General features: G+C 71.5%; 16 protein-coding genes and 2 pseudogenes. 10 read left to right on the top strand and 8 right to left on the bottom strand.

The genetic code is table 11. The features are described from left to right. Positions 1–443: 443 nt before the first annotated feature. From ACZ63H_RS02940 to ACZ63H_RS02910, 7 genes and pseudogenes are all read left to right on the top strand, one after another. Positions 444–968 (top strand): DoxX family membrane protein, encoded by a 525-nt coding sequence (locus ACZ63H_RS02940; protein ID WP_469861517.1) that lies wholly within the window; start codon positions 444–446, stop codon positions 966–968. Positions 969–1,217: 249 nt separating this feature from the next. Continuing rightward, positions 1,218–1,989, top strand: a pseudogene (locus tag ACZ63H_RS02935) (calcium-binding protein). 251 nt (positions 1,990–2,240) lie between these two features. Beyond that, positions 2,241–2,546 (top strand): PadR family transcriptional regulator, encoded by a 306-nt coding sequence (locus ACZ63H_RS02930; protein ID WP_469861515.1) that lies wholly within the window; start codon positions 2,241–2,243, stop codon positions 2,544–2,546. After that, positions 2,543–3,205, top strand: coding sequence for a hypothetical protein (locus ACZ63H_RS02925; RefSeq protein WP_469861513.1), 663 nt, complete (start codon positions 2,543–2,545; stop codon positions 3,203–3,205). The genes ACZ63H_RS02930 and ACZ63H_RS02925 overlap by 4 nt, the downstream gene beginning before the upstream one ends. Positions 3,206–3,351: 146 nt before the next feature. Continuing rightward, positions 3,352–3,500: pseudogene (locus ACZ63H_RS02920) on the top strand (telomere-protecting terminal protein Tpg); the annotation flags it as partial. A 61-nt stretch (positions 3,501–3,561) separates the two neighbouring features. Next, positions 3,562–4,617 (top strand): type II toxin-antitoxin system Phd/YefM family antitoxin, encoded by a 1,056-nt coding sequence (locus tag ACZ63H_RS02915; RefSeq protein WP_469861511.1) that lies wholly within the window; start codon positions 3,562–3,564, stop codon positions 4,615–4,617. A gap of 425 nt (positions 4,618–5,042) precedes the next feature. Next, the gene (locus ACZ63H_RS02910) at positions 5,043–5,570 is read left to right on the top strand and encodes a DUF6584 family protein (protein WP_469861509.1); all 528 of its coding nucleotides are present in this window, start codon (positions 5,043–5,045) and stop codon (positions 5,568–5,570) included. Between the two features lie 108 nt (positions 5,571–5,678). Here the strand turns inward: ACZ63H_RS02910 and ACZ63H_RS02905 are convergent, their stop codons facing one another. Next, positions 5,679–6,092, bottom strand: a complete 414-nt coding sequence (locus ACZ63H_RS02905; protein WP_469861507.1) for a winged helix-turn-helix transcriptional regulator — start codon at positions 6,090–6,092, stop codon at positions 5,679–5,681. A 226-nt stretch (positions 6,093–6,318) separates the two neighbouring features. On the opposite strand from ACZ63H_RS02905, the gene ACZ63H_RS02900 reads away from it, so the two are divergent. Then, a complete protein-coding gene (locus ACZ63H_RS02900; RefSeq protein ID WP_469861506.1) occupies positions 6,319–7,218 on the top strand; it encodes an NADP-dependent oxidoreductase in 900 nt (299 codons plus the stop codon). Positions 7,219–7,445: 227 nt separating this feature from the next. Beyond that, positions 7,446–8,096, top strand: coding sequence for an NAD(P)-dependent oxidoreductase (locus ACZ63H_RS02895; RefSeq protein WP_469861504.1), 651 nt, complete (start codon positions 7,446–7,448; stop codon positions 8,094–8,096). A 362-nt stretch (positions 8,097–8,458) separates the two neighbouring features. On the opposite strand, the gene ACZ63H_RS02890 is transcribed toward ACZ63H_RS02895, so the two are convergent. The 4 genes from ACZ63H_RS02890 to ACZ63H_RS02875 form a co-directional block, all read right to left on the bottom strand. Next, positions 8,459–9,832 (bottom strand): nucleobase:cation symporter-2 family protein, encoded by a 1,374-nt coding sequence (locus ACZ63H_RS02890; RefSeq protein WP_469861502.1) that lies wholly within the window; start codon positions 9,830–9,832, stop codon positions 8,459–8,461. Between the two features lie 4 nt (positions 9,833–9,836). After that, positions 9,837–10,823 (bottom strand): isopenicillin N synthase family dioxygenase, encoded by a 987-nt coding sequence (locus ACZ63H_RS02885; RefSeq protein ID WP_469861500.1) that lies wholly within the window; start codon positions 10,821–10,823, stop codon positions 9,837–9,839. A gap of 266 nt (positions 10,824–11,089) precedes the next feature. Then, positions 11,090–12,418, bottom strand: a complete 1,329-nt coding sequence (locus ACZ63H_RS02880) for an amidohydrolase family protein (protein WP_469861498.1) — start codon at positions 12,416–12,418, stop codon at positions 11,090–11,092. Further along, entirely contained in the window at positions 12,415–13,758 is a 1,344-nt protein-coding gene (locus ACZ63H_RS02875; protein ID WP_469861496.1) for a uracil-xanthine permease family protein, read from the bottom strand. The genes ACZ63H_RS02880 and ACZ63H_RS02875 overlap by 4 nt, the downstream gene beginning before the upstream one ends. 382 nt (positions 13,759–14,140) lie before the next feature. Between ACZ63H_RS02875 and ACZ63H_RS02870 the strand changes: the two genes are divergently transcribed. After that, positions 14,141–14,815 (top strand): hypothetical protein, encoded by a 675-nt coding sequence (locus ACZ63H_RS02870; protein ID WP_469861494.1) that lies wholly within the window; start codon positions 14,141–14,143, stop codon positions 14,813–14,815. Positions 14,816–14,875: 60 nt separating this feature from the next. Here ACZ63H_RS02870 and ACZ63H_RS02865 read toward each other — a convergent pair whose 3' ends face one another. The 3 genes from ACZ63H_RS02865 to ACZ63H_RS02855 form a co-directional block, all read right to left on the bottom strand. Further along, positions 14,876–15,199 (bottom strand): hypothetical protein, encoded by a 324-nt coding sequence (locus ACZ63H_RS02865; protein ID WP_469861492.1) that lies wholly within the window; start codon positions 15,197–15,199, stop codon positions 14,876–14,878. Positions 15,200–15,354: 155 nt separating this feature from the next. Then, the gene (locus tag ACZ63H_RS02860) at positions 15,355–15,843 is read right to left on the bottom strand and encodes an effector-associated constant component EACC1 (protein WP_469861490.1); all 489 of its coding nucleotides are present in this window, start codon (positions 15,841–15,843) and stop codon (positions 15,355–15,357) included. A gap of 404 nt (positions 15,844–16,247) precedes the next feature. Further along, positions 16,248–16,802, bottom strand: a complete 555-nt coding sequence (locus ACZ63H_RS02855) for a GNAT family N-acetyltransferase (protein ID WP_469861488.1) — start codon at positions 16,800–16,802, stop codon at positions 16,248–16,250. Between the last annotated feature and the right edge of the window lie 310 nt (positions 16,803–17,112).

Raw genomic sequence — 17,112 nt, 5'->3', positions numbered from 1 at the left:
CCGGCTTCGCTTGCGAAGACGTCAAAGCAGAGTCCGAAAGCTCCCGTGAGCGGGCCGGCCCGTCGGCCAAGGGGGAGGTGCCCGATCCGCGGTGCGGGACGCCGAGCGTGGCAGGCTGCGGAACCAACAGGGTCCCTTCGTCGCGCAGATACCCGGCCTGACACGTCGGCACGGTCGGCGGACCGAGCGGCTGCGCTCCTCCTTGGCCGCGCGACCCTAGTCTGGTCTAGACCAAGCACGGTACGCTCCCCTCGCATCGTGTCCGTCCCCGCGGTCTCGGGACTGCCGCTCGGCATGCGGATGTTGTCCTGCGTGACCGTGGGCTGACACAGCGTCAGGCCGGCTGTGCCGGGACACCGGCCGGTCCCCGGACCGGCCGGTGTCCCGGCCGCCCGGCGGCGGCCGGAGGCCTCGGACGAGCGCGCGGAAGGTCGGGTACGACGGTGGAGAGAGTCGGCGAGCGAAGCCCGAGCGCCCCCCAGGGGCCGGCGGGGACGGACATCGGGAGCGACGGGCGGGCCGCCCGGGCGGCGCGGACACTGGCCTGCCGGGTCCAGCGGCGCGGACCGGTGCTGCTGCGGCTGTGCGTGGGCGTGGTCTACCTCTGGTTCGGCGTCCTGAAGTTCTTCCCCGCGACGAGCCCCGCCGAGGGGGTCGCCGTACGGGCCGCGACGAAGCTCACCCTCGGGCTGCTGCCGCCGGACGCGGTGCTGCGGATGCTGGCGGTGGCCGAGACGGCCATCGGCCTCGGCCTGGTCACAGGGGTACTGCTCCGTGTGGCCCTGGCGGCCTTCTTCGCCCACATGGCCGGGGTCTTCTCGGCGCTGCTGCTGTTGTCCGGGGAGATGTGGCAGCCGGGCATGCCGGTACCCACCCTGGAGGGCCAGTACATCATCAAGAACCTCGTCCTGGTCGCGGCCTGCGCCGTGGTGGCGGCCGACGAGTGGGGCCGCACGGCACCGCCCTGATCACCTTCCGGCCCCGGAGCGCACCGGAACGCCGCACGGCCCTCCGGCACGGGACGCTCGCACGGTGCTCCGCCCCGGTACGGCGCGGCCGCGTGGACGCCGCCGCCTGCCGTCGTTGCCGGGTACGCCCCAGTGAACCGTACGGATGGCGTACGCAGCGCGTACGCCATCAGTGCCCCGCATCTCCCGTATCTCCCGCATTCCCTGTCGTCCGGCCGACCCACGGTCGCCGTATCGAGATGAGGTCTCATGAACCGACACCCGGTCACCGCCCGCGCGGCCGCCGTGGCGCTGCTCGCCGCCGGTCTCGCCGCAACCCCGGCCGCCGCCGTTCCCGCCACCGGGGCGAAGGCCCGCGTCGGTGCCGACTGGGCCACCCAGTCGATCGCCTTCACTGCCGCCGCGGGACAGGTCAACGACCTGCACGTGTTCCCCCATGGAACGCGGCGCCGACGTGCGGCAGATCGGCTTCCGCGACGCGGTCCCGCTCTCTCCCGGCGACCACTGCGCCTACCTCGATCCCGCGGACGAGACCTTCGTCGTCTGTGAACTGCCCACCGGCAGCGCCCAGCCGGACAGGATCGACATCTTCCTCGGCGACGGCGACGACGAGATCGTCACCAGCGACCTTGGGGTGGGCACCGTGCGGGGCGGGCCTGGCGACGACGTACTGCACGCCCACACCGCGCACACGGTGCGGGGCGACGCGGGCAACGACATGGTCATGGGACGCGTGGTTCTGGACGGCGGCGACGGCGACGACCACCTGATGGGCGACGATACGGACCAGCGGCTGTGGGGCGGCCGGGGCGACGACATGATCGAGGCGTACGGCGGCGCGGACATCGTGTACGCCGGCCCGGGTGACGACCGCGCCCTGGGCGGGGACGGCCGGGACACCCTCCTCGGCGGTCCCGGTGACGACAACCTGGACGGCGAGGACGGCGACGACCTGGTCGTCGGCGGTCCCGGACGGGACACCGTGCAGGGCGGCCCGGGCCGCGACGTCGTCCTGCAGTAGTTCCGGACCGGGCAGGCCGGAGCGGGGGAGCCCCGCACCGAACTCGGCGCGGTACGGGGCTCCTTCCCGCGGACAAGGGTCCGCCACGGCTCGGCCGGGAAGGCCGGTGGAGGAGCGGGCGCGACTCCGGCCCGGCGGTCTTGTGTATCGTTCTCGACACATGCTTCACTCGGTCCATGGCACGTTCCGCAGACTCGCGTGACGCGAGAGAGCCGCGCCCCGGCGCGGCAGGTTCAAGGCCCACGATCCGGTTGACGAAGCCCACGATCGGCGTGCTGGAAGTCCTCCTGGCGGCCCGCCCCGACAGCCCGCCCTGGGGCTACAGCATCTGCCGCGACGCCGACCTCGGCTCCGGCACCGTCTACCCGATCCTGGACCGCCTCATGGAGCAGGAGTGGGTCGTGTGCCGGGACGAGACCGAACCGCACCCCGGCCGGCCCGCCCGTCGCTTCTACGAGTTGACGGGCAAAGGACGTGAACTCGCCATACAGGCGCTGGAGGCTCGTGAACAGCGCCGCAGCCGTTTCGGCCCGCGTCCGATCGGGGGTACGGCGTGAAGATCCGGATCACCAACGGCCACCTCGTCATGATCGGCAGCACCGTCGCGCTCGCCGGCACGGCTGCGGTGGGGAGCTGGCTCCAGCTCGATACCCTGCTCCGAGCGGTCTCGGTCTTCGGAGGCGCGATCGGTCTGGCGACCCGGTGGTTCACGGATTCCGGCGGCCGGGCCTGGGGCAAGGAAGTCGTGCTGGAGGTGCGTTTCGGGCCGGCGCCCGTCCGCCTCCGCCTGGCCGAGCGCGGTACGGGCCTCGCCGCCTGGATCGCGGGCGAGCGCCGCAACGTAGGCTCCGCATGGCTGGACGACCTCCGTGGTGACCCCGAGCGAGGGGAAAGCCTCAGCCGGCGGCGGAAGGCCGGGCTGGTGGCCGGCTACTTCCTGTCCGCGCTGCGCTACCGCCTCCACGACCTCACACGGCCCGTGACCGTCCCCCTGGACTGGCTCCTGAAGACGCGGGACCGGCGCGAGGCCTTCGTCGCGGCCGTGGTCGGCGCGCACGCGGTCTACATCGCCTGGCACGACGGCTTCCACACCCTCGTCACCTACGGCTGGGCCTGGCTGGCGGCTTCCGGCGTGGCCGCCTGGGGACTGCTCGGCTGGCTCGGCCGGCGACGGGGCATCGAACTGGCGGGCAACGACGACACGACGAAGGAGTAGGTCCGCCTCCGGCTGCCGTCCGCGCGCCCTCCGGCGGGCCACCGCCCCGCCCGGCGGCACCACTGGTCAAGCACGGAGGGGCACCCGGCCCATGCCGTGGGGCGAAGAGGTCCGCGATCGGTCGACACGCCGGAGCTCAACCTGTGACCGGCGGTGTCGTCATCGACACCCGCGCCCGCTGGGTTACACCGCGCCGATCGGGCCGACGGACGAAGACCGCGTTCGGCACCTGACCGTCGCCCTGCCGCCCGCCTACGCCGCCCGCCTTTTCGACGCCCGGGAGGCCGGCACCGGCACCAGCGGCTCCAGGGGATCGCCGCCGGGGGACCGCATCGCCGCCAGTAATGTCTCCTCATATGGACAACGTTGAACTGACTGATGCCATAGCGGACTTGGCGGATCTCGTCGGTCGCGTCGAGGAGACCGGCGAGCGGGTGTGCGTCACCGACGGCGGCGAGCCGACGAGTGTACTCATCCCGGCAGCGGAACTCGCCGAGCTGGAACACTTCGCCCAACGAGCCCCCGGCGGCGTACGGCCCCGGCCCCGGTGCGGGCCGGGGCCGGGGCAGCCGTTCGGCCCGGACCCGCAGGGCCCGTACATCCGATACGTCCACGCTGACGGGAGACGGATGACCTTCGTGCGGGGCCGGGTGGTCGTGGCCGAGCTGAGGTCCGTGGCGGAGATCGACTGGCTGGAGGAGAGGGCGCGCACGGCCCGCCAGAGCTACATGCCCCCGCGGCAGGCGGCCGCCTTCGAGGAGTTCCTCGCCCGCCAGGGCCCGGTGGGCGACGGAGTGGCGTGGATCGCCGATAGCTGGCGGTGCCAACAGCCCTTCACTCGAATCGAGTTCATCAAGGGGCCGACCGCCGAGGATGTCGCCCTCGCTTACGGGGCCGATGCGCAGGACATCGCCGACGGGCTGCTGCTCCACCAGGTCGAGGAACAAGACGCCCGGGAGGGCACCGACGACGTCACCCGCGTGCTGGCCTTCGGGGAGGAGAACGGCTGGACGTGGCTGGGCCACCACGACTTCGACCATGCCTTCTCGCGCCCCCTCGATCCGCCGCCCGAGCAGCAGATCACGCTCGCCGCGACCACGGCCAAGGCCATTTACGCGTTCAGCTACTTCGAGGACGGGGTGTACCAGAACCCCTTCCCCATCGAGGACGGCGCCGAAGACCGGCGAGACATGTACGAGATCATCTGGTACACCCCCGGGGAGGCACCATTCGCCCCGGAAGCACCTCTGTCCTTCCTCAACCTGCACCTGCGCATCGCGGAGAAGGCAGGCAACTGGACGGACAACATCGCGCTGTTCTTCGAAGGCCTGGAACGGGCCTTCGGCCTCACCTTGCCCCAGGACGCGATCACCTCCGGGAACCTGCGCTGCGCCCGTCCGGCCCGCCGCTGAACCAGAAGCGGGAGGTGCTCTTGTCGGAGACGAACCTGTCCCGGTCCTTGCGCCCGGCGGCCGACCGCCGGACCCGGATCCCGGTGCCGTCGACGATCCCGGCCCGTGACGGAGGTGCACGAGGGTGGCGAGGAGCCGATCCGATGAAGACCAGGTGCTTCGCGCCGGCGCCTACGGCCCGCTTCCGCTGCCTGGACGCAACCCTGGCCTGGTGCCGTTCATGCCACAACGGGCCCGGCTCGGCCACGAGTCGGCGATCAGGAGCTCGACGCCTCACCGCCTACCGTGCACGAGCTCGTGAAGGCTGTCCCGTAACTGGCGGTGTCCCGTCTCAGTGAGGTTCGGCCGCTGCCGGCAAGAGCGGGCGAGTGCTGAGCGGCGAATCCAGGTCGACGCATGGCGGTGCAGTACCCGATCATGCGTTCATGCCCCTGAGAGAGACCCTTGCCCGAGTCGACGCAGACCTGGCCGCAGGCCGGGTCCCCGTCGCGCGCCAGCGCCTGCGCGGCCTCGTCTCGTCCTTCCCGCACGACTTGACGCTCCGCCGTCGTCTGGCCGAGGTGTACCGGCTCTACGGCGACGCCGCCGAAGCCGGGCGCTGGATGTACCTCGAAGAGGACCGGAACGCCGACGAGACCGCTGCCTTCGAGGCGCGGTACGGGTCTCCCGGGTGGCGTATGAAAGCCCTCGCCTGGCAGGGCCCCGAAACGAAGGCCGCCACCGTCTTCGCGGAGGAGCAGTTGGCCGCGGTGCGGACCGCTTGCGCCGAGGAATTGGGGCACCCCGTCGACTGGGAGGACCCCGCCTCCTACCGGGACGACCTCGACGGGGTGTACGAGGCGCCTTCCCAGCCGTGGACGGTCGGCGGTGTGCTGGCGGGCGCAGGCTGCCTGGTGGCGGTCCTCGGGTTTCTCGCGATCTGGGTGAACGGAGTCGTCGCCCTCTTCGACTGACTCCGGTCACCCGGGCTGCTGACAAGCGCCGTTCAAGGTTCGGCATCACTGGACCGGTCGGCTCGGCGGCCGGGTGAGGCGTTCGGTGAGTTCAGGGGCCGCAGCGGGTCAGCCGGCGGTGGCCTCGCCGTCGTAGCGGGCGCGGTTCGCGGTGATCTCGTCGTGGTGGGTGCCCGCCCAGTCGACGAGGGCGGTGACGGCGTCGAGGAGGGTGGTGCCCAGGTCGGTCAGGGCGTATTCGACGCGCGGGGGCACCTCGGGGTAGGCGGTGCGGGTGACCAGGCCGTCACGCTGGAGCTGGCGCAGGGTGTGGGTGAGCATGCGCTGGGAGATGCCGGTGACGGCGTTCTGGAGGTCGGTGTAGCGCAGGGGGCCGTGCTCCAGGGTGCCGATCACGAGCACGGTCCACTTGTCGCCGGCCCGGTCCACGATCTGCCGGATCGTCTCGCCCTGCTGGGCAGGCCAGCGGGCACACGGCCCCGACAGCACGGCGGCCCGCCCGTCCTTCGCGTCGGCCCGCATGACGCACCTGCCTTTCCGGTTCCGCACACGCGTGTGCCTTTTGTAGACCTCTCCATGGCGACGCACCATGGGATTACGCACCAATCGTACGTAACGGCTCCATCGGTGCGCAGAGGAACATCGGCCCGGCGCGCATCCCGTGAGGAGCGGCGCCGGCACCCGCGAGACGGAACGTCACCCCCCATCACCGCTCGAGCGGCACCCGCCCGCCTTCTGGAGGAAGATCATGACCATGCGCGCCGCGACCGTTTCCCGCTTCGGCGGCCCCGAGGCCGTCGAGATCACCGAGCACCCGCTCCCCGTACCGGGCCAGGGGCAGGTACGCATCAAGGTGAGGGCCGCCGCGGTCAACCCGGTGGATGTCGCCATGCGCTCCGGCGTCTTCGGCGGCCAGGGCCCCGTCGGGCTCGGCTTCGACGTGGCCGGTGTGGTCGACGCCGTCGGCCCCGGCGCCGACTGGCAGGTGGGCGAGCGCGTCTTCGCGGTGGTGACCGGACACCACAAGCCGCTGGGCACCCACGCGGACTACATCGTCGTGGACGCCGGCATCCTCGCTCCGTCCCCCGCCTCCCTCGACGACGTCCATGCCGCCACGCTGCCGCTGAACGCCACGACCGCCTCCCAGGCGCTCGACCTGCTCGCCCTTGTCCCGGGACAGAGCCTGCTGATCGTCGGCGCGAACGGCGGGGTGGGCGCCCACGCGGTGGAACTGGCCCACCAACGGGGCCTGAAGGTCACCGGGGCCGGGGACGCCGCCTTCGAGGACTTCGTCCGGGCCCGCGGCGCCGATCACTTCCTGCCCCGCGACCAGACCCCCGAGCCCGCGTCCTTCGACGGCGTCCTGGACACCGCGAGCCTGGGCGCCGCCGCGCTCGCCGCCGTCCGCGACGGCGGCGCCTACGCCGGCCTGTGGCCCGGCAGCGAACCCGCCTCCGAGCGCGGCATCCGCGTCGAGGCCGTCAGCGTGCGGTCCGACGCCGCCCTCCTCGCCGACCTGTCCCGCCTGGCCGACCAGGGCGTGCTCTTCGCCCGCGTCGCCAAGACCTACCCCCTGACCGCCGCGGCCGAGGCCCACGCACGACTCGCCCGCAAAGGCCTGCCCGGACGCATAGTCCTCGTGCCGTGAATCGCCCGCCCGCTGACGACGGCCCCGGCGGCGCCCTGTGCATGTCCCGCCGCAGCGCCCACCCCGCCCGGTGCCCGCCCACTCCCGGCCGCGTCGACCGCCCCGGCGGCCCTGGCAGCGGCGCCGCCCTCCTCGCCGACGCCCCGGGCGAGGACCTCGCCCCCCGTCACCTGATCCACATCCACCCCACGACCGCACCACGCACCACCAACCACGGAGGACATCCCATGACGAACATCGCTGTCTTCGGCGCGAGCGGCACCATCGGCTCCGCCATCGTGCGCGAGGCCCTGCGCCGGGGCCACCGCGTCACCGCGGTCGTCCGCGACCCCGCGAAGGTCACCGAACGGCACCCCGACCTCACCGTCACCACGGGCGACGTCCTCGCCCCCCAGTCGGTCACCGCCGCCGCGAAGGACCAGGACGTCGTCGTCAGCGCCGTCGGCGGCGGCGACGGCCCCGGCCACCTCGCCACCATCCGGCCCGCCGCCGAGGCCCTCACCGAAGGTCTGCGCACCCTCGGCGCCCGGGCCCCCCGCCTGATCACCGTCGGCGGCGCCGGCTCCCTGCGCACCCCCGACGGCAAGCAGGTCTGGGACGCCCCCGGCCTGCCCGACTCCCTCCTGCAGATCATGCACGCCCACGGCGACGCACTCGACCACTACCGCACCGTCACCGACGTCGACTGGACCAACCTCAGCCCCGCGGCGACGATCGCCCCCGGCGACCGCACCGGCGTCTACCGGACCGCCCTGGACGACCTCGTCACGGACGAGAACGGCGACAGCACCATCTCCGTCGAGGACTACGCCGTCGCCCTCCTCGACGAGATCGAGCGGCCCCGCCATCACCACCAGCGCTTCACCGTCGGCTACTGACCACCGCCCCGCGCGACCAGGCCCCGGCCCGCCCCCGGCAGGACGGCGGGCCGGATCGCATACCGCGACGCCTCGGCGCAGCCGCCAGGCGACGGGCCGGCCGACCACAGTCGTTGTCACCGCTTCAGCAATGAGCACCCGCACAACCGCCGCGGATCACGCCAGGGCAGGCGGCCGCTCGGACCATGCCGAACCATGGCTGGCCCGGTCAGGACCTCGTGCGGGCCCGGCGTCCACGCCGGACCCGGTCGCGAGCGGGGCAAGCGTCTCGTTCTTCCACAGGTGGGCCAAGGCGAGCAATGCCTGCGTGAAGCAGCCGCGCCGTCGCCAGGGTGAATCGGGACCAGGGCCTGTCGTCACACTCACGTCCGCCCTGCCGGCGCCTCGCGCTTCCCTTCCGCCGCAGGCACCCGTACAAGCCCGGCGTCACGTCGTGCATTCCCGCCGTTGAACGCCAGGTTCAGGCAGAACGCCAGCAGCGTCGCACTCGTCACCGGTGAGCCGAGGACGATGCCGACGCCTTCGGGGAAGCGCGAGTACAGGTCGGGCGCCATCTCGGGCGCCATGCCGACGCCGATCGACACCGCGACGATCAGCAGGTTGTGCGTGCCGTCGAAGTCGACCTTGCGGAGCGTGCCGATACCGACCGCGGCGACCGTCGCGAACATCACGAGCCCCGCTGCGCCGACCACCGGCTGCGGCAACCCGGCGACCAGCGCCCCGAGTTTGGGAACCAGGCCGAGGAGGACGAGGATGCCGCCCGCGATCGTCGCGACGTGCCGGCTGCGCACCTTCGTCATCGTCACCAAGCCCACGTTCTGCGCGAACACCGTGTCAAGGAAGGCGTTCATGACGCCTCCCAGCACCCCGGAGAGCCCGTCCGCGGCCAGTCCGCGTGCCATGTCGGCGGTGGTCAGCCGCTTCCCGGTCAGCTCCGCGACCGCGATCAGATCGGCCGTCGACTCGGCGAACAGGACCAGCATCACCACGCACATCGACAGCACGGCGACCGCGGGGAACTCCGGGGCGCCGAAGTGGAACGGGGCGCTGAGCCCGATCCAGTCCGCCGCCCGTGCCGCCGAGAAGTCGACCAGGCCGAGCGGAACGGCGACCGCCGTCCCCGCCAGCAGGCCCAGTAGTACGCCGGTTTGGGCGAGGAACCCGCGCCCGAACCGTGCCACCAGCAGGATCACGAGGACGACGAACGCGGCGAGCGCGAGCCGCGAAGGCGCCGCGTGACCGGCGGCCTTCGGGTCGTTCCCGACGACCAGGTCCACGCCCACGCCGATCAGCGCAAGCCCCACCACCGTGATCACCACACCGCTCACCAGCGGCGGGAAGAAGCGGACCGCCTTCGCGAACGGATAGGCGATCAGCAGTCCGAACACTCCGGCCGCGAGCATCGACCCGTACACCGCCTGAAGGCCGTACTCCCCGGCGATCAGGACCATCGGCGTCACCGCGGTGAACGCGGCACCTGCCATCACCGGCATCCGCACACCGAGGAAGCGGCCGACACCGGCACCCTGGATCATCGTGACGACGCCCGCGACGAGCAGATCGGCGTTGATCAGAACCGCGATCGTCGCCGCATCGAGCCCGGCCGCGGCACCGAACACCAGCGGCACGGTCACACACCCCGTGTACATCACCAGCACGTGCTGGACCCCCAGCACCGCGAGCCGCCCGAAACCGGCCCGCCGTCCGCCCTTCGCAGGCATCGTCACGTCGATCATGTTCCTATCGGGCGAAGTTCGCGGCGATCCGCTGCCGGATGTACTCGGCCGCGGTGATCGGCGGATAGCGGCCCTCCGGGCCCTCGATCACCACGTCGCCGTCGGCCTGCGCGAAGAACGCGATGCTGTGGCGGGCCGACCGGTCGTCGCCAGGCCCCGGCGACCTGACCCGGTGGAAGTTCGACGGGAGCCGGTCGTCACTCCACCGCATCAGCATGTCCCCGATGTTGCAGGTGATCACGGAGTCCGCCGGCTCGACCGGCGTCCACTCCTGCGCCTCGGCCTCCTTGCCCGGGCACACCTGCAGCCCGCCCTGCCCGTCCCGTTGGAACAGCAGTGTCAGGCAGTCGAAGTCGGTGTGCGCCCCGGCCCGCCACACGTTCGCGGGGATCACGGCGTCGTCGGGCACGGCGAAGTAGTGCAGCATCCTCAGGGTCGACTGGTAGCGCGGGCTCACCGGGTCGTGGGCGCGCGCGAAGAACCCCTCGGGCAGCCCCAGCCTGTCCGCGAAGCAGGACAGCACCCACATCGCCAGATCCCGGCAGCGCCCCTCGAACGCCAGCACGCGCTCGCGGAAGCCGGGCAGCGCGTCGTCCGGCCACAGCCCTTCCATGTGCGGGCGGGTCACCTGGTACGACTCCTTCTGGTCGGGCGTCCCGATCGAGGGGCGCACCTGGGTCATCGACTCCCAACCGGAGTTGAGCCCCTTCTTCAGGGCGTGCCGCGCCTTGGCCTCCTCCGGCCGGGCGAAGAAGGCCTCGGCGTCGGCGAACGCGCCGTCCACGACGCCGGGTTCGATGCCGTGGTTGACCAGCTGGAAGAAGCCGATGCCGGTGGCGGCGGCCCACAGTTCCTCGGTGATCTCCGCCTTGCGGCGCTCGCAGTCGGTGAGGTCGATGCGGCGGATCTCCCGGGCGGATGTCTCCGTCCCGGCCCCGCCCATGCGGGACTCCTTGGCCAACTCGTCGAGGGTGTACGTGGTGTTCGTCATCGCGGCTGTTGCTCCTCTGGCACGGAGTTGCGTACGGGATGCAGTCACCGCCCCTGCGATCCCCAGCACGGGCACTCAGACGCCCGCGTGCACGGTCACGGCGGACCGCTTCGTGGGTCCGGCGCCGTGGGCTGGCACGGGCCCCGGTCGCCGGGGCCCGCACGCGATGGGTTCAGTTTGCAGGGGGTGTGTTACCGGTGGGGATCGTGCTGTTACACCGCCGTAAAGCCCAAGGAGCCCCCGCAGAGGTCTCAGGGCTCCACCGGTCAGTCGCCGCACGAGCTCCAACGGGTGAGGCCTGCCGCCAACTCCCGCGACGACAAACGGACATGCGCCCCGTCACGTACCAGCACCTCGCCTCCGACCAGCACGGACGCCACCGTCCTGCTGCCCGCGCACGTCAACAGCGTCGCACCCGGATCGCGGACCGGAAGGCAGGCGTAGTCCCGGTCGAAGCGGTGCAGGACGAGGTCCGCCCGCATCCCGACCCGCACCCCGCCGTCCTGGTTCTCCTCGATCCCGAGCACCCGGTTCGCGCCGCCCACCGCCATCGTGAACATCTCGGGGAACCCGAACAGATCCGCCTTGCGGTGCGCGGCCCGCTGCAGGTAGGCGCCGATGCGCAGCGCCTCCAGGATGTCCTGCGTGTCGTTGCTGGCGGCCCCGTCGACCCCGAGACCGACACTCAGGCCGGCCTCCAGCATCTCGGGCACCGGTGCGATCCCGCTGCCGAGCCGCATATTGCTCAGCGGGTTGTACGAGACACCGACGCCGTGCCGGGCGAGGGTGGCCCGCCCCTCGGCGTCGAGCTCCACGCAGTGCACCGCGAGCAGCCGTTCCCACAGAAACCCGGCCCGCTCCAGGTACTCGACGGCGCCGACGCCCACATGGTCACGGCACATCGTGTCGTCCGTGGTGGTCTCCAGCAGGTGCAGCGAGACGGGCAGTGCGCGCTCCTCGGCGTACGTGCGCACGGCGCCCATGCCCTCCGGCGTCAGACACCGCGGATTGGGTACGGCCACGCCGACGTTCACCCGGCTGCCGCGCGCCTGCACGATCAGCTCGTCGGTGTGCGCGAGGGCCTCCTTCAGCGGCTGCATCAGCCGCGGATCGAAGCCCCACTTGCGGCTCCGGTCGGCCCGGTCGGCGACACCCCGGCACAGCACGGCCCGTACGCCGCTGTCCTTGAGAGCCCGAAGCACCGCGTCGTGCACCTCGGGCGACGGGTGCGGCCACATGTGCTCGACGAGCGTGGTGGTGCCGCTGCGCAGCGCTTCGGCCGCCGCGGCGGCGGCGGTCGCGTAGGCCCGCTCGGGCGTGAGCCGCACCGCCTCCTCACCGACGGCACTCAGCCACGCGAGCAGCCCGAGCCCCTCGCCGATGCCGCGCAGTCCCGCCTGGAAGAGGTGGGTGTGGGTGTTGACGAGGCCAGGCGTCAGGTGTCCGCCGTGTCCCTCCAATATCTCACCACTGCAGGGGAGTTCACCGTGAGCCGAGATCGCCGTGACCCGTCCGTCGGCGATGTGCACATCCATCCCGGGCAGCCAGCGGCTCCCGGTGTGGACAGTGACGTCCGTGACCGTCCCGAGTGTCATCGGGTGGACTCCTTCCGGCGAGGGGCAGCTCCCGTGCGGGAGAACAGCAGATGGAGCAGGAACGCCACGATCCCGGTGACGGCGATGCCGCTGTCCAGGACGGTGCGCAGGTACGAGGGGAGCGGCGCGTAGAAGTCCGGTGCGCCGAGGGGGATCATGCCGAGCGCGAAGGAGAGGGCGACGGTCAGCAGATTCCGCGGCTCCGCCAGATCGGCGCGTGCGAGGATGCGCAGCCCGACGGCGCCCACGGTCCCGAACATGACCAGCGAGACGCCGCCCAGGACCGGCCCCGGCACGGCGGCGACGGCGGCACCGAGTACGGGCACGAACGCGAGAGCCACCATCAACGCTCCTGACAGCGCCACCACATGACGGCTCCTGACGCGCGTCACGCTCACCAGGCCCACCGACTGCCCGAACGTCACGATGGGGAAGGAGGCGAGTGCCCCCGACAGCACAGTGGCGGCTCCGTCCGCGCGCAGCGCCCGCACGACGGTGGGCGCGTCGTTGCCACGGCCGACGATCTGGCCGACCGCGAGGGTGTCGCCGACGGACTCCACCATGTTCACGAGCTGCACGACCAGCATCGCGGCGATGGCGGGCACCACGAACGCGGGAGCCCCGAAAGCGGTCGGATCGGGTGCCGTGACGACGCGCGCGTCCGCGACCCCCGACCCGTCGAACAGTCCCAGCGGCAGCGCGGCCACGGTGCCCACGGCCATGGCGAGAAGCACCGAGAACCGGGCGAGCGCGGGTGGCGCGACGCGCTCCAAGACGACCACGAGCAGCACCGTCCCGGCGGCGAGCGCGAGCCCGCGGCCACCGCTGCCGCCGGTTCCCTCCCCGGCGACGAGGCCGGCCGCCGAAGGCACCAGCGAGAACCCGATGACAGCGATGACCGTCCCGGTGACCAGCGGCGGAAACAGATGCAGACAGCGTCCGAACCAGGGAGCGACGGCCAGCGTCACCAGACCGGACACGACGGTCGCCCCGAACACGGCGGCGAGCCCGTGCTGCTGCCCGATGAGGACGGCGGGGGTGATCGCCGTGAACGTGGAACCCATCACGATCGGCAACCGCGCCCCGAACCACTTCAGACCCACCGACTGCAACACGGTGGCGACCCCGCTGACCAGCAGGTTCGCGCTGATGAGCAGCCTTGTCCGGTCCTCGGGCAGATGGAGCGCGGTCCCCACGAGCAGCGGCATCGTAGCCATGCCCGCGTACGCGACGAGCAGATGCTGCAGGCTCAGCGGCACGAGCCGCCGCCACGGCGGCCGTACATCGACGGGGTGGGGTCCTTGGTGTGCGGGCGCGACGGCATGCTCGACAACAGCCATCGTTCCTCCTCGCAGCTCGGCGGAAGACGGCTGGTTAGCGCCCAAGCAAGCCCCGCACCCGGACGCACACCGACCGTTGCAGCCATGACCGGTGTAGGGGTGACGGTAGGAAGGCGGTGTTTCGGCGGCGTTGCGCTCAAGAAACCGCGGCGTACCCGAGGGCATGGTCGTCTCCAGGGTGCGGTCACGGTACGGGGTACGGGGTCCGCGATGCGATGGGCACCGGATCCAGCGAAAATGCGCCAATCCGCGCCCCATGCACAGCAGTTGTGCCAGGGTTCGTGAGGAATCAGTACCACTGGAGCGGTGACGGGCACTGTACGTAGCCACGGATGGGTAGTGCCGACTGAACGAGCTTGTCGCCAGGAAAGGATCAGCTCCGATGCGTGTCGTGGGCGTGGATATCGGCTCAGTGAAATCGCCGTCCAAGTTCGCCTGGGCAGCCGTCGACTCGCCGGAGCACGCGGTGCTCTCCTGCGGGGATGATCCGGAGGGCGCTGTCCAGGCTCTGGCCCAGGCCCTGGCAGAGGACGGAAGCGCGGTTCTGGCCGTGGAAGCGCCGATGGCCGTCCCGATCCCGGAGCCGAACAGCGATGAGTGGCGCCGGTTGGGCCGAGCCCGCACGGGGGAGGGCAACCGGCCCTGGTCCGCCGGTGCCGGCGCCGGAGCGCTGGCCACCGGACTCGCCCAGACGGCCTGGATGCTCTCCCGCCTGCGTACCCTCGCCCCGCGAGCGACCGCGACCACTCAGTCCCAGCGCTTCACCGCCGGCGGGGCCAACCTCCTGCTGACCGAAGCGTTCGTCTCCGGCACCGGCAAACCAGTGCCGGTGACCACCGGCCAGCACGCTGCCGATGCCGAGGCTGCCGCCCGCGTTACGCTGACCTGTCTCACCGAGGGCTCGGCCGACTTCCCTGTCGTCGAGTGCGCACCCCGACGTGCTCTTAACCTCCTCGCTCTGCTTGCCGAATGGTCCGACATACCAGTGCCACCTGACGAGCTGCACCTGGACGTGCTGGTCGTTCGCACACAGGCAGCTCCCCACGCCGCTCGATAGCCGCATGACCCTTCGCCTCACAGCGGAGCGCCCGGGCCGGTCGGACGAGCCGATCGGCCGTCACCGTACGCAGTCAGTGCGTTCGGCGGTGCGGCGGCACTCGCGGATCACGTTCGGTCCACAGTTCACGCTGGACGACTGCCTCGTCCCCCCGCCAAGGTCGGACACGCCCGCCAGGCTGGTCTGGGCGGGGCTGCGCCATCGTCCGTCCGGTTCGGTGTCCCATATGCGGCATTCCTGCCCCGGCTCCAGGCCGTCACGACTCATGCCGGTCACGACGTGCCGCTCGTCCGGAGTCACTTTGATGGAGAACACGGTGTGGTCGAGCCGGAGGGTCTCCTGGCGTTCGGGGTGCCCAACGTCGCTGATGTTCCAGAAGTGCACCCGCCCGGTACTGTGACGAGGTTCTTTCCAGTCACCGGCGGTCGGCTGGCCACCCTCCTGACGGACGGATCATGCCGGCCAGTGCCGACCACCAGGGCCCGGCAGTCGTCGCTCAGCAAGCCTCGCGGGTCTCCCTGGTTCGCCATCGCCATCGCTCAGGCTCTTTCCCCGTCGTTTCCCGCCGGTTGCGACGGTCTGTCCGAGTTCACCTCCCCGGGGGCCGCACCGGCTCCCGGCGCACCGCGCTCAGCGCCGTTGTCCGCAGTGCGTCCGGCCCCGTCGATCGCCGCCGCGACACGCTGGGCCAGGTCACCGGTGGCCTGCGCGGTCAGTCCGCGCACTTTGGTGGAGGAGACGGTGATCTGCGTCTGGTCGGGCAGGGTGATCGTGACGGTCTGGTCGCCGCGCCGGTTCTGCAGCCAGGCCACGACGGCCGCCGCCAAGGCTGCGGTGACGCCTCCGGGGGCCAGCAGCAGGGTCAGTAACTCTCCGGACGCACCCATGGTCCCGGGCGGCGGCGCGGTTGACGACTGCCGTACGAGGCGTGCGCGCAGTTCCGGCTGGCGCTGCAACCATCTGTGTAGCTCACTCGTACCCGCGACCCGCCCACCGTCCGAACCGGCCGAGAACAAAGTGACCTTCACTGCGCCTCCGAGACGACGACACGGCTGTTGAGCCCGTCGACTTTACCAGCGCCAACTTCGCACGGTAACGCCTGAATTGAGGCAAATATCACTCATAGGCAGGTGCGGACGGCACCGCCACTCGCACACGGACGCCATCATGACCCGCGGGGTGGGACCGCGGGGCGCGCCGGACGGCGTCCGTCGGCGCAGCCACCGCCCCCCGGGGATCGGCTTCCTCGGGTGCCACCCGGTGCAGCACGGTCAGCTCGCCGCTCACCCGGTGCGGCCCCTACCACGCCCGGTCCCGGCTCCACTGGGCGTCGGCGGCCTGTGGGCCAGGCCGGTCCGGACACCCGCAAAAGCCGTTGCCCGGCAACGATCCTCCGTCGGCGCCTGCGCCGCCGAAGCCGGCCGGCGGCCGGTCAGGGCAGATCAACCTCCAGCATCGAATACATGATCATGTCCCGGCGCTCGTCGCCCACCTGCTGCCAACTGCGCAGCACGCCCTCACGCTGAAAGCCCACATGCTCAGCCGTTCGCTGTGATGCGACATTCCACGGCTCGACGTGCAGCTGAAGACGGGGAATCCGCAGGTCCATGAGGGCCCAGCGGACAACCGCTCGCAGGGCTTTCGCCGCAATGCCTTGGCCACGGGCCGACTCGGCAAGCCAATAACCCAGCGACGCTCGTCCCTCGCCCCGATCCCTCACCCAGAGACCGACCATCCCCAGCGGGCGGCCGTCCTCGATCCGCGCGATGACGAACGGATACCCGCTGCCGGTAGACGCCCGTTCCCACTGCCGCTGGACGAAGGCTTCGCCCGCAGCCTGCGAGTACGTCGAGGGAACACTGGTGATCAACGGGATGTAGTCGTCACTCGACACCTCCTGGACAAGGGGCAGATCCCCGAGCTCCCAGGCCCGCAGCAGAAAACCGTCGCCCGCAACCAAACGCGGGACATCCAAGGGGGCAACCATGCCCACATGCTGCCGGGACCGCCACCTCAGCGCACTCCGGTTTCCGCTGCCACCAGGGCCGGACAGTACCCATACCCGACGTCACCATGACTCAAGCCGGGGCTCGGTCATCACCGTCCTCGATCCGTACGACGTCGGAGGTGGCCGAAGTACGCACCAGCCTCGAAACCCCGGCGGTGGGGTGCGAACACGTCGTACGAGGACGGACCGGAGACCGGCGCCCCCACACCGTTCCGAGTCTCTCCGGGTGTACGGAGGGGCCCGGCCGTGCTCCGTTCGGTTCCCTCGCGCGGCGCGTGTAGCCCGAACG

This window comes from Streptomyces sp. NPDC104831, from assembly GCF_055583025.1.
This window is presented reverse-complemented; position numbering and strand designations above follow the sequence as displayed.

Excerpts from the sequence above, each read along its gene's own strand:
- ACZ63H_RS02915 (WP_469861511.1), top strand. The coding sequence starts at position 3,562 with ATGGACAACGTTGAACTGACTGATGCCATAGCGGACTTGGCGGATCTC.
- ACZ63H_RS02910 (WP_469861509.1), top strand. The coding sequence starts at position 5,043 with ATGCCCCTGAGAGAGACCCTTGCCCGAGTCGACGCAGACCTGGCCGCA.
- ACZ63H_RS02905 (WP_469861507.1), bottom strand. The coding sequence starts at position 6,092 with ATGCGGGCCGACGCGAAGGACGGGCGGGCCGCCGTGCTGTCGGGGCCG.
- ACZ63H_RS02900 (WP_469861506.1), top strand. The coding sequence starts at position 6,319 with ATGACCATGCGCGCCGCGACCGTTTCCCGCTTCGGCGGCCCCGAGGCC.
- ACZ63H_RS02895 (WP_469861504.1), top strand. The coding sequence starts at position 7,446 with ATGACGAACATCGCTGTCTTCGGCGCGAGCGGCACCATCGGCTCCGCC.
- ACZ63H_RS02890 (WP_469861502.1), bottom strand. The coding sequence starts at position 9,832 with ATGATCGACGTGACGATGCCTGCGAAGGGCGGACGGCGGGCCGGTTTC.
- ACZ63H_RS02885 (WP_469861500.1), bottom strand. The coding sequence starts at position 10,823 with ATGACGAACACCACGTACACCCTCGACGAGTTGGCCAAGGAGTCCCGC.
- ACZ63H_RS02880 (WP_469861498.1), bottom strand. The coding sequence starts at position 12,418 with ATGACACTCGGGACGGTCACGGACGTCACTGTCCACACCGGGAGCCGC.
- ACZ63H_RS02875 (WP_469861496.1), bottom strand. The coding sequence starts at position 13,758 with ATGGCTGTTGTCGAGCATGCCGTCGCGCCCGCACACCAAGGACCCCAC.
- ACZ63H_RS02870 (WP_469861494.1), top strand. The coding sequence starts at position 14,141 with ATGCGTGTCGTGGGCGTGGATATCGGCTCAGTGAAATCGCCGTCCAAG.
- ACZ63H_RS02855 (WP_469861488.1), bottom strand. The coding sequence starts at position 16,802 with ATGGTTGCCCCCTTGGATGTCCCGCGTTTGGTTGCGGGCGACGGTTTT.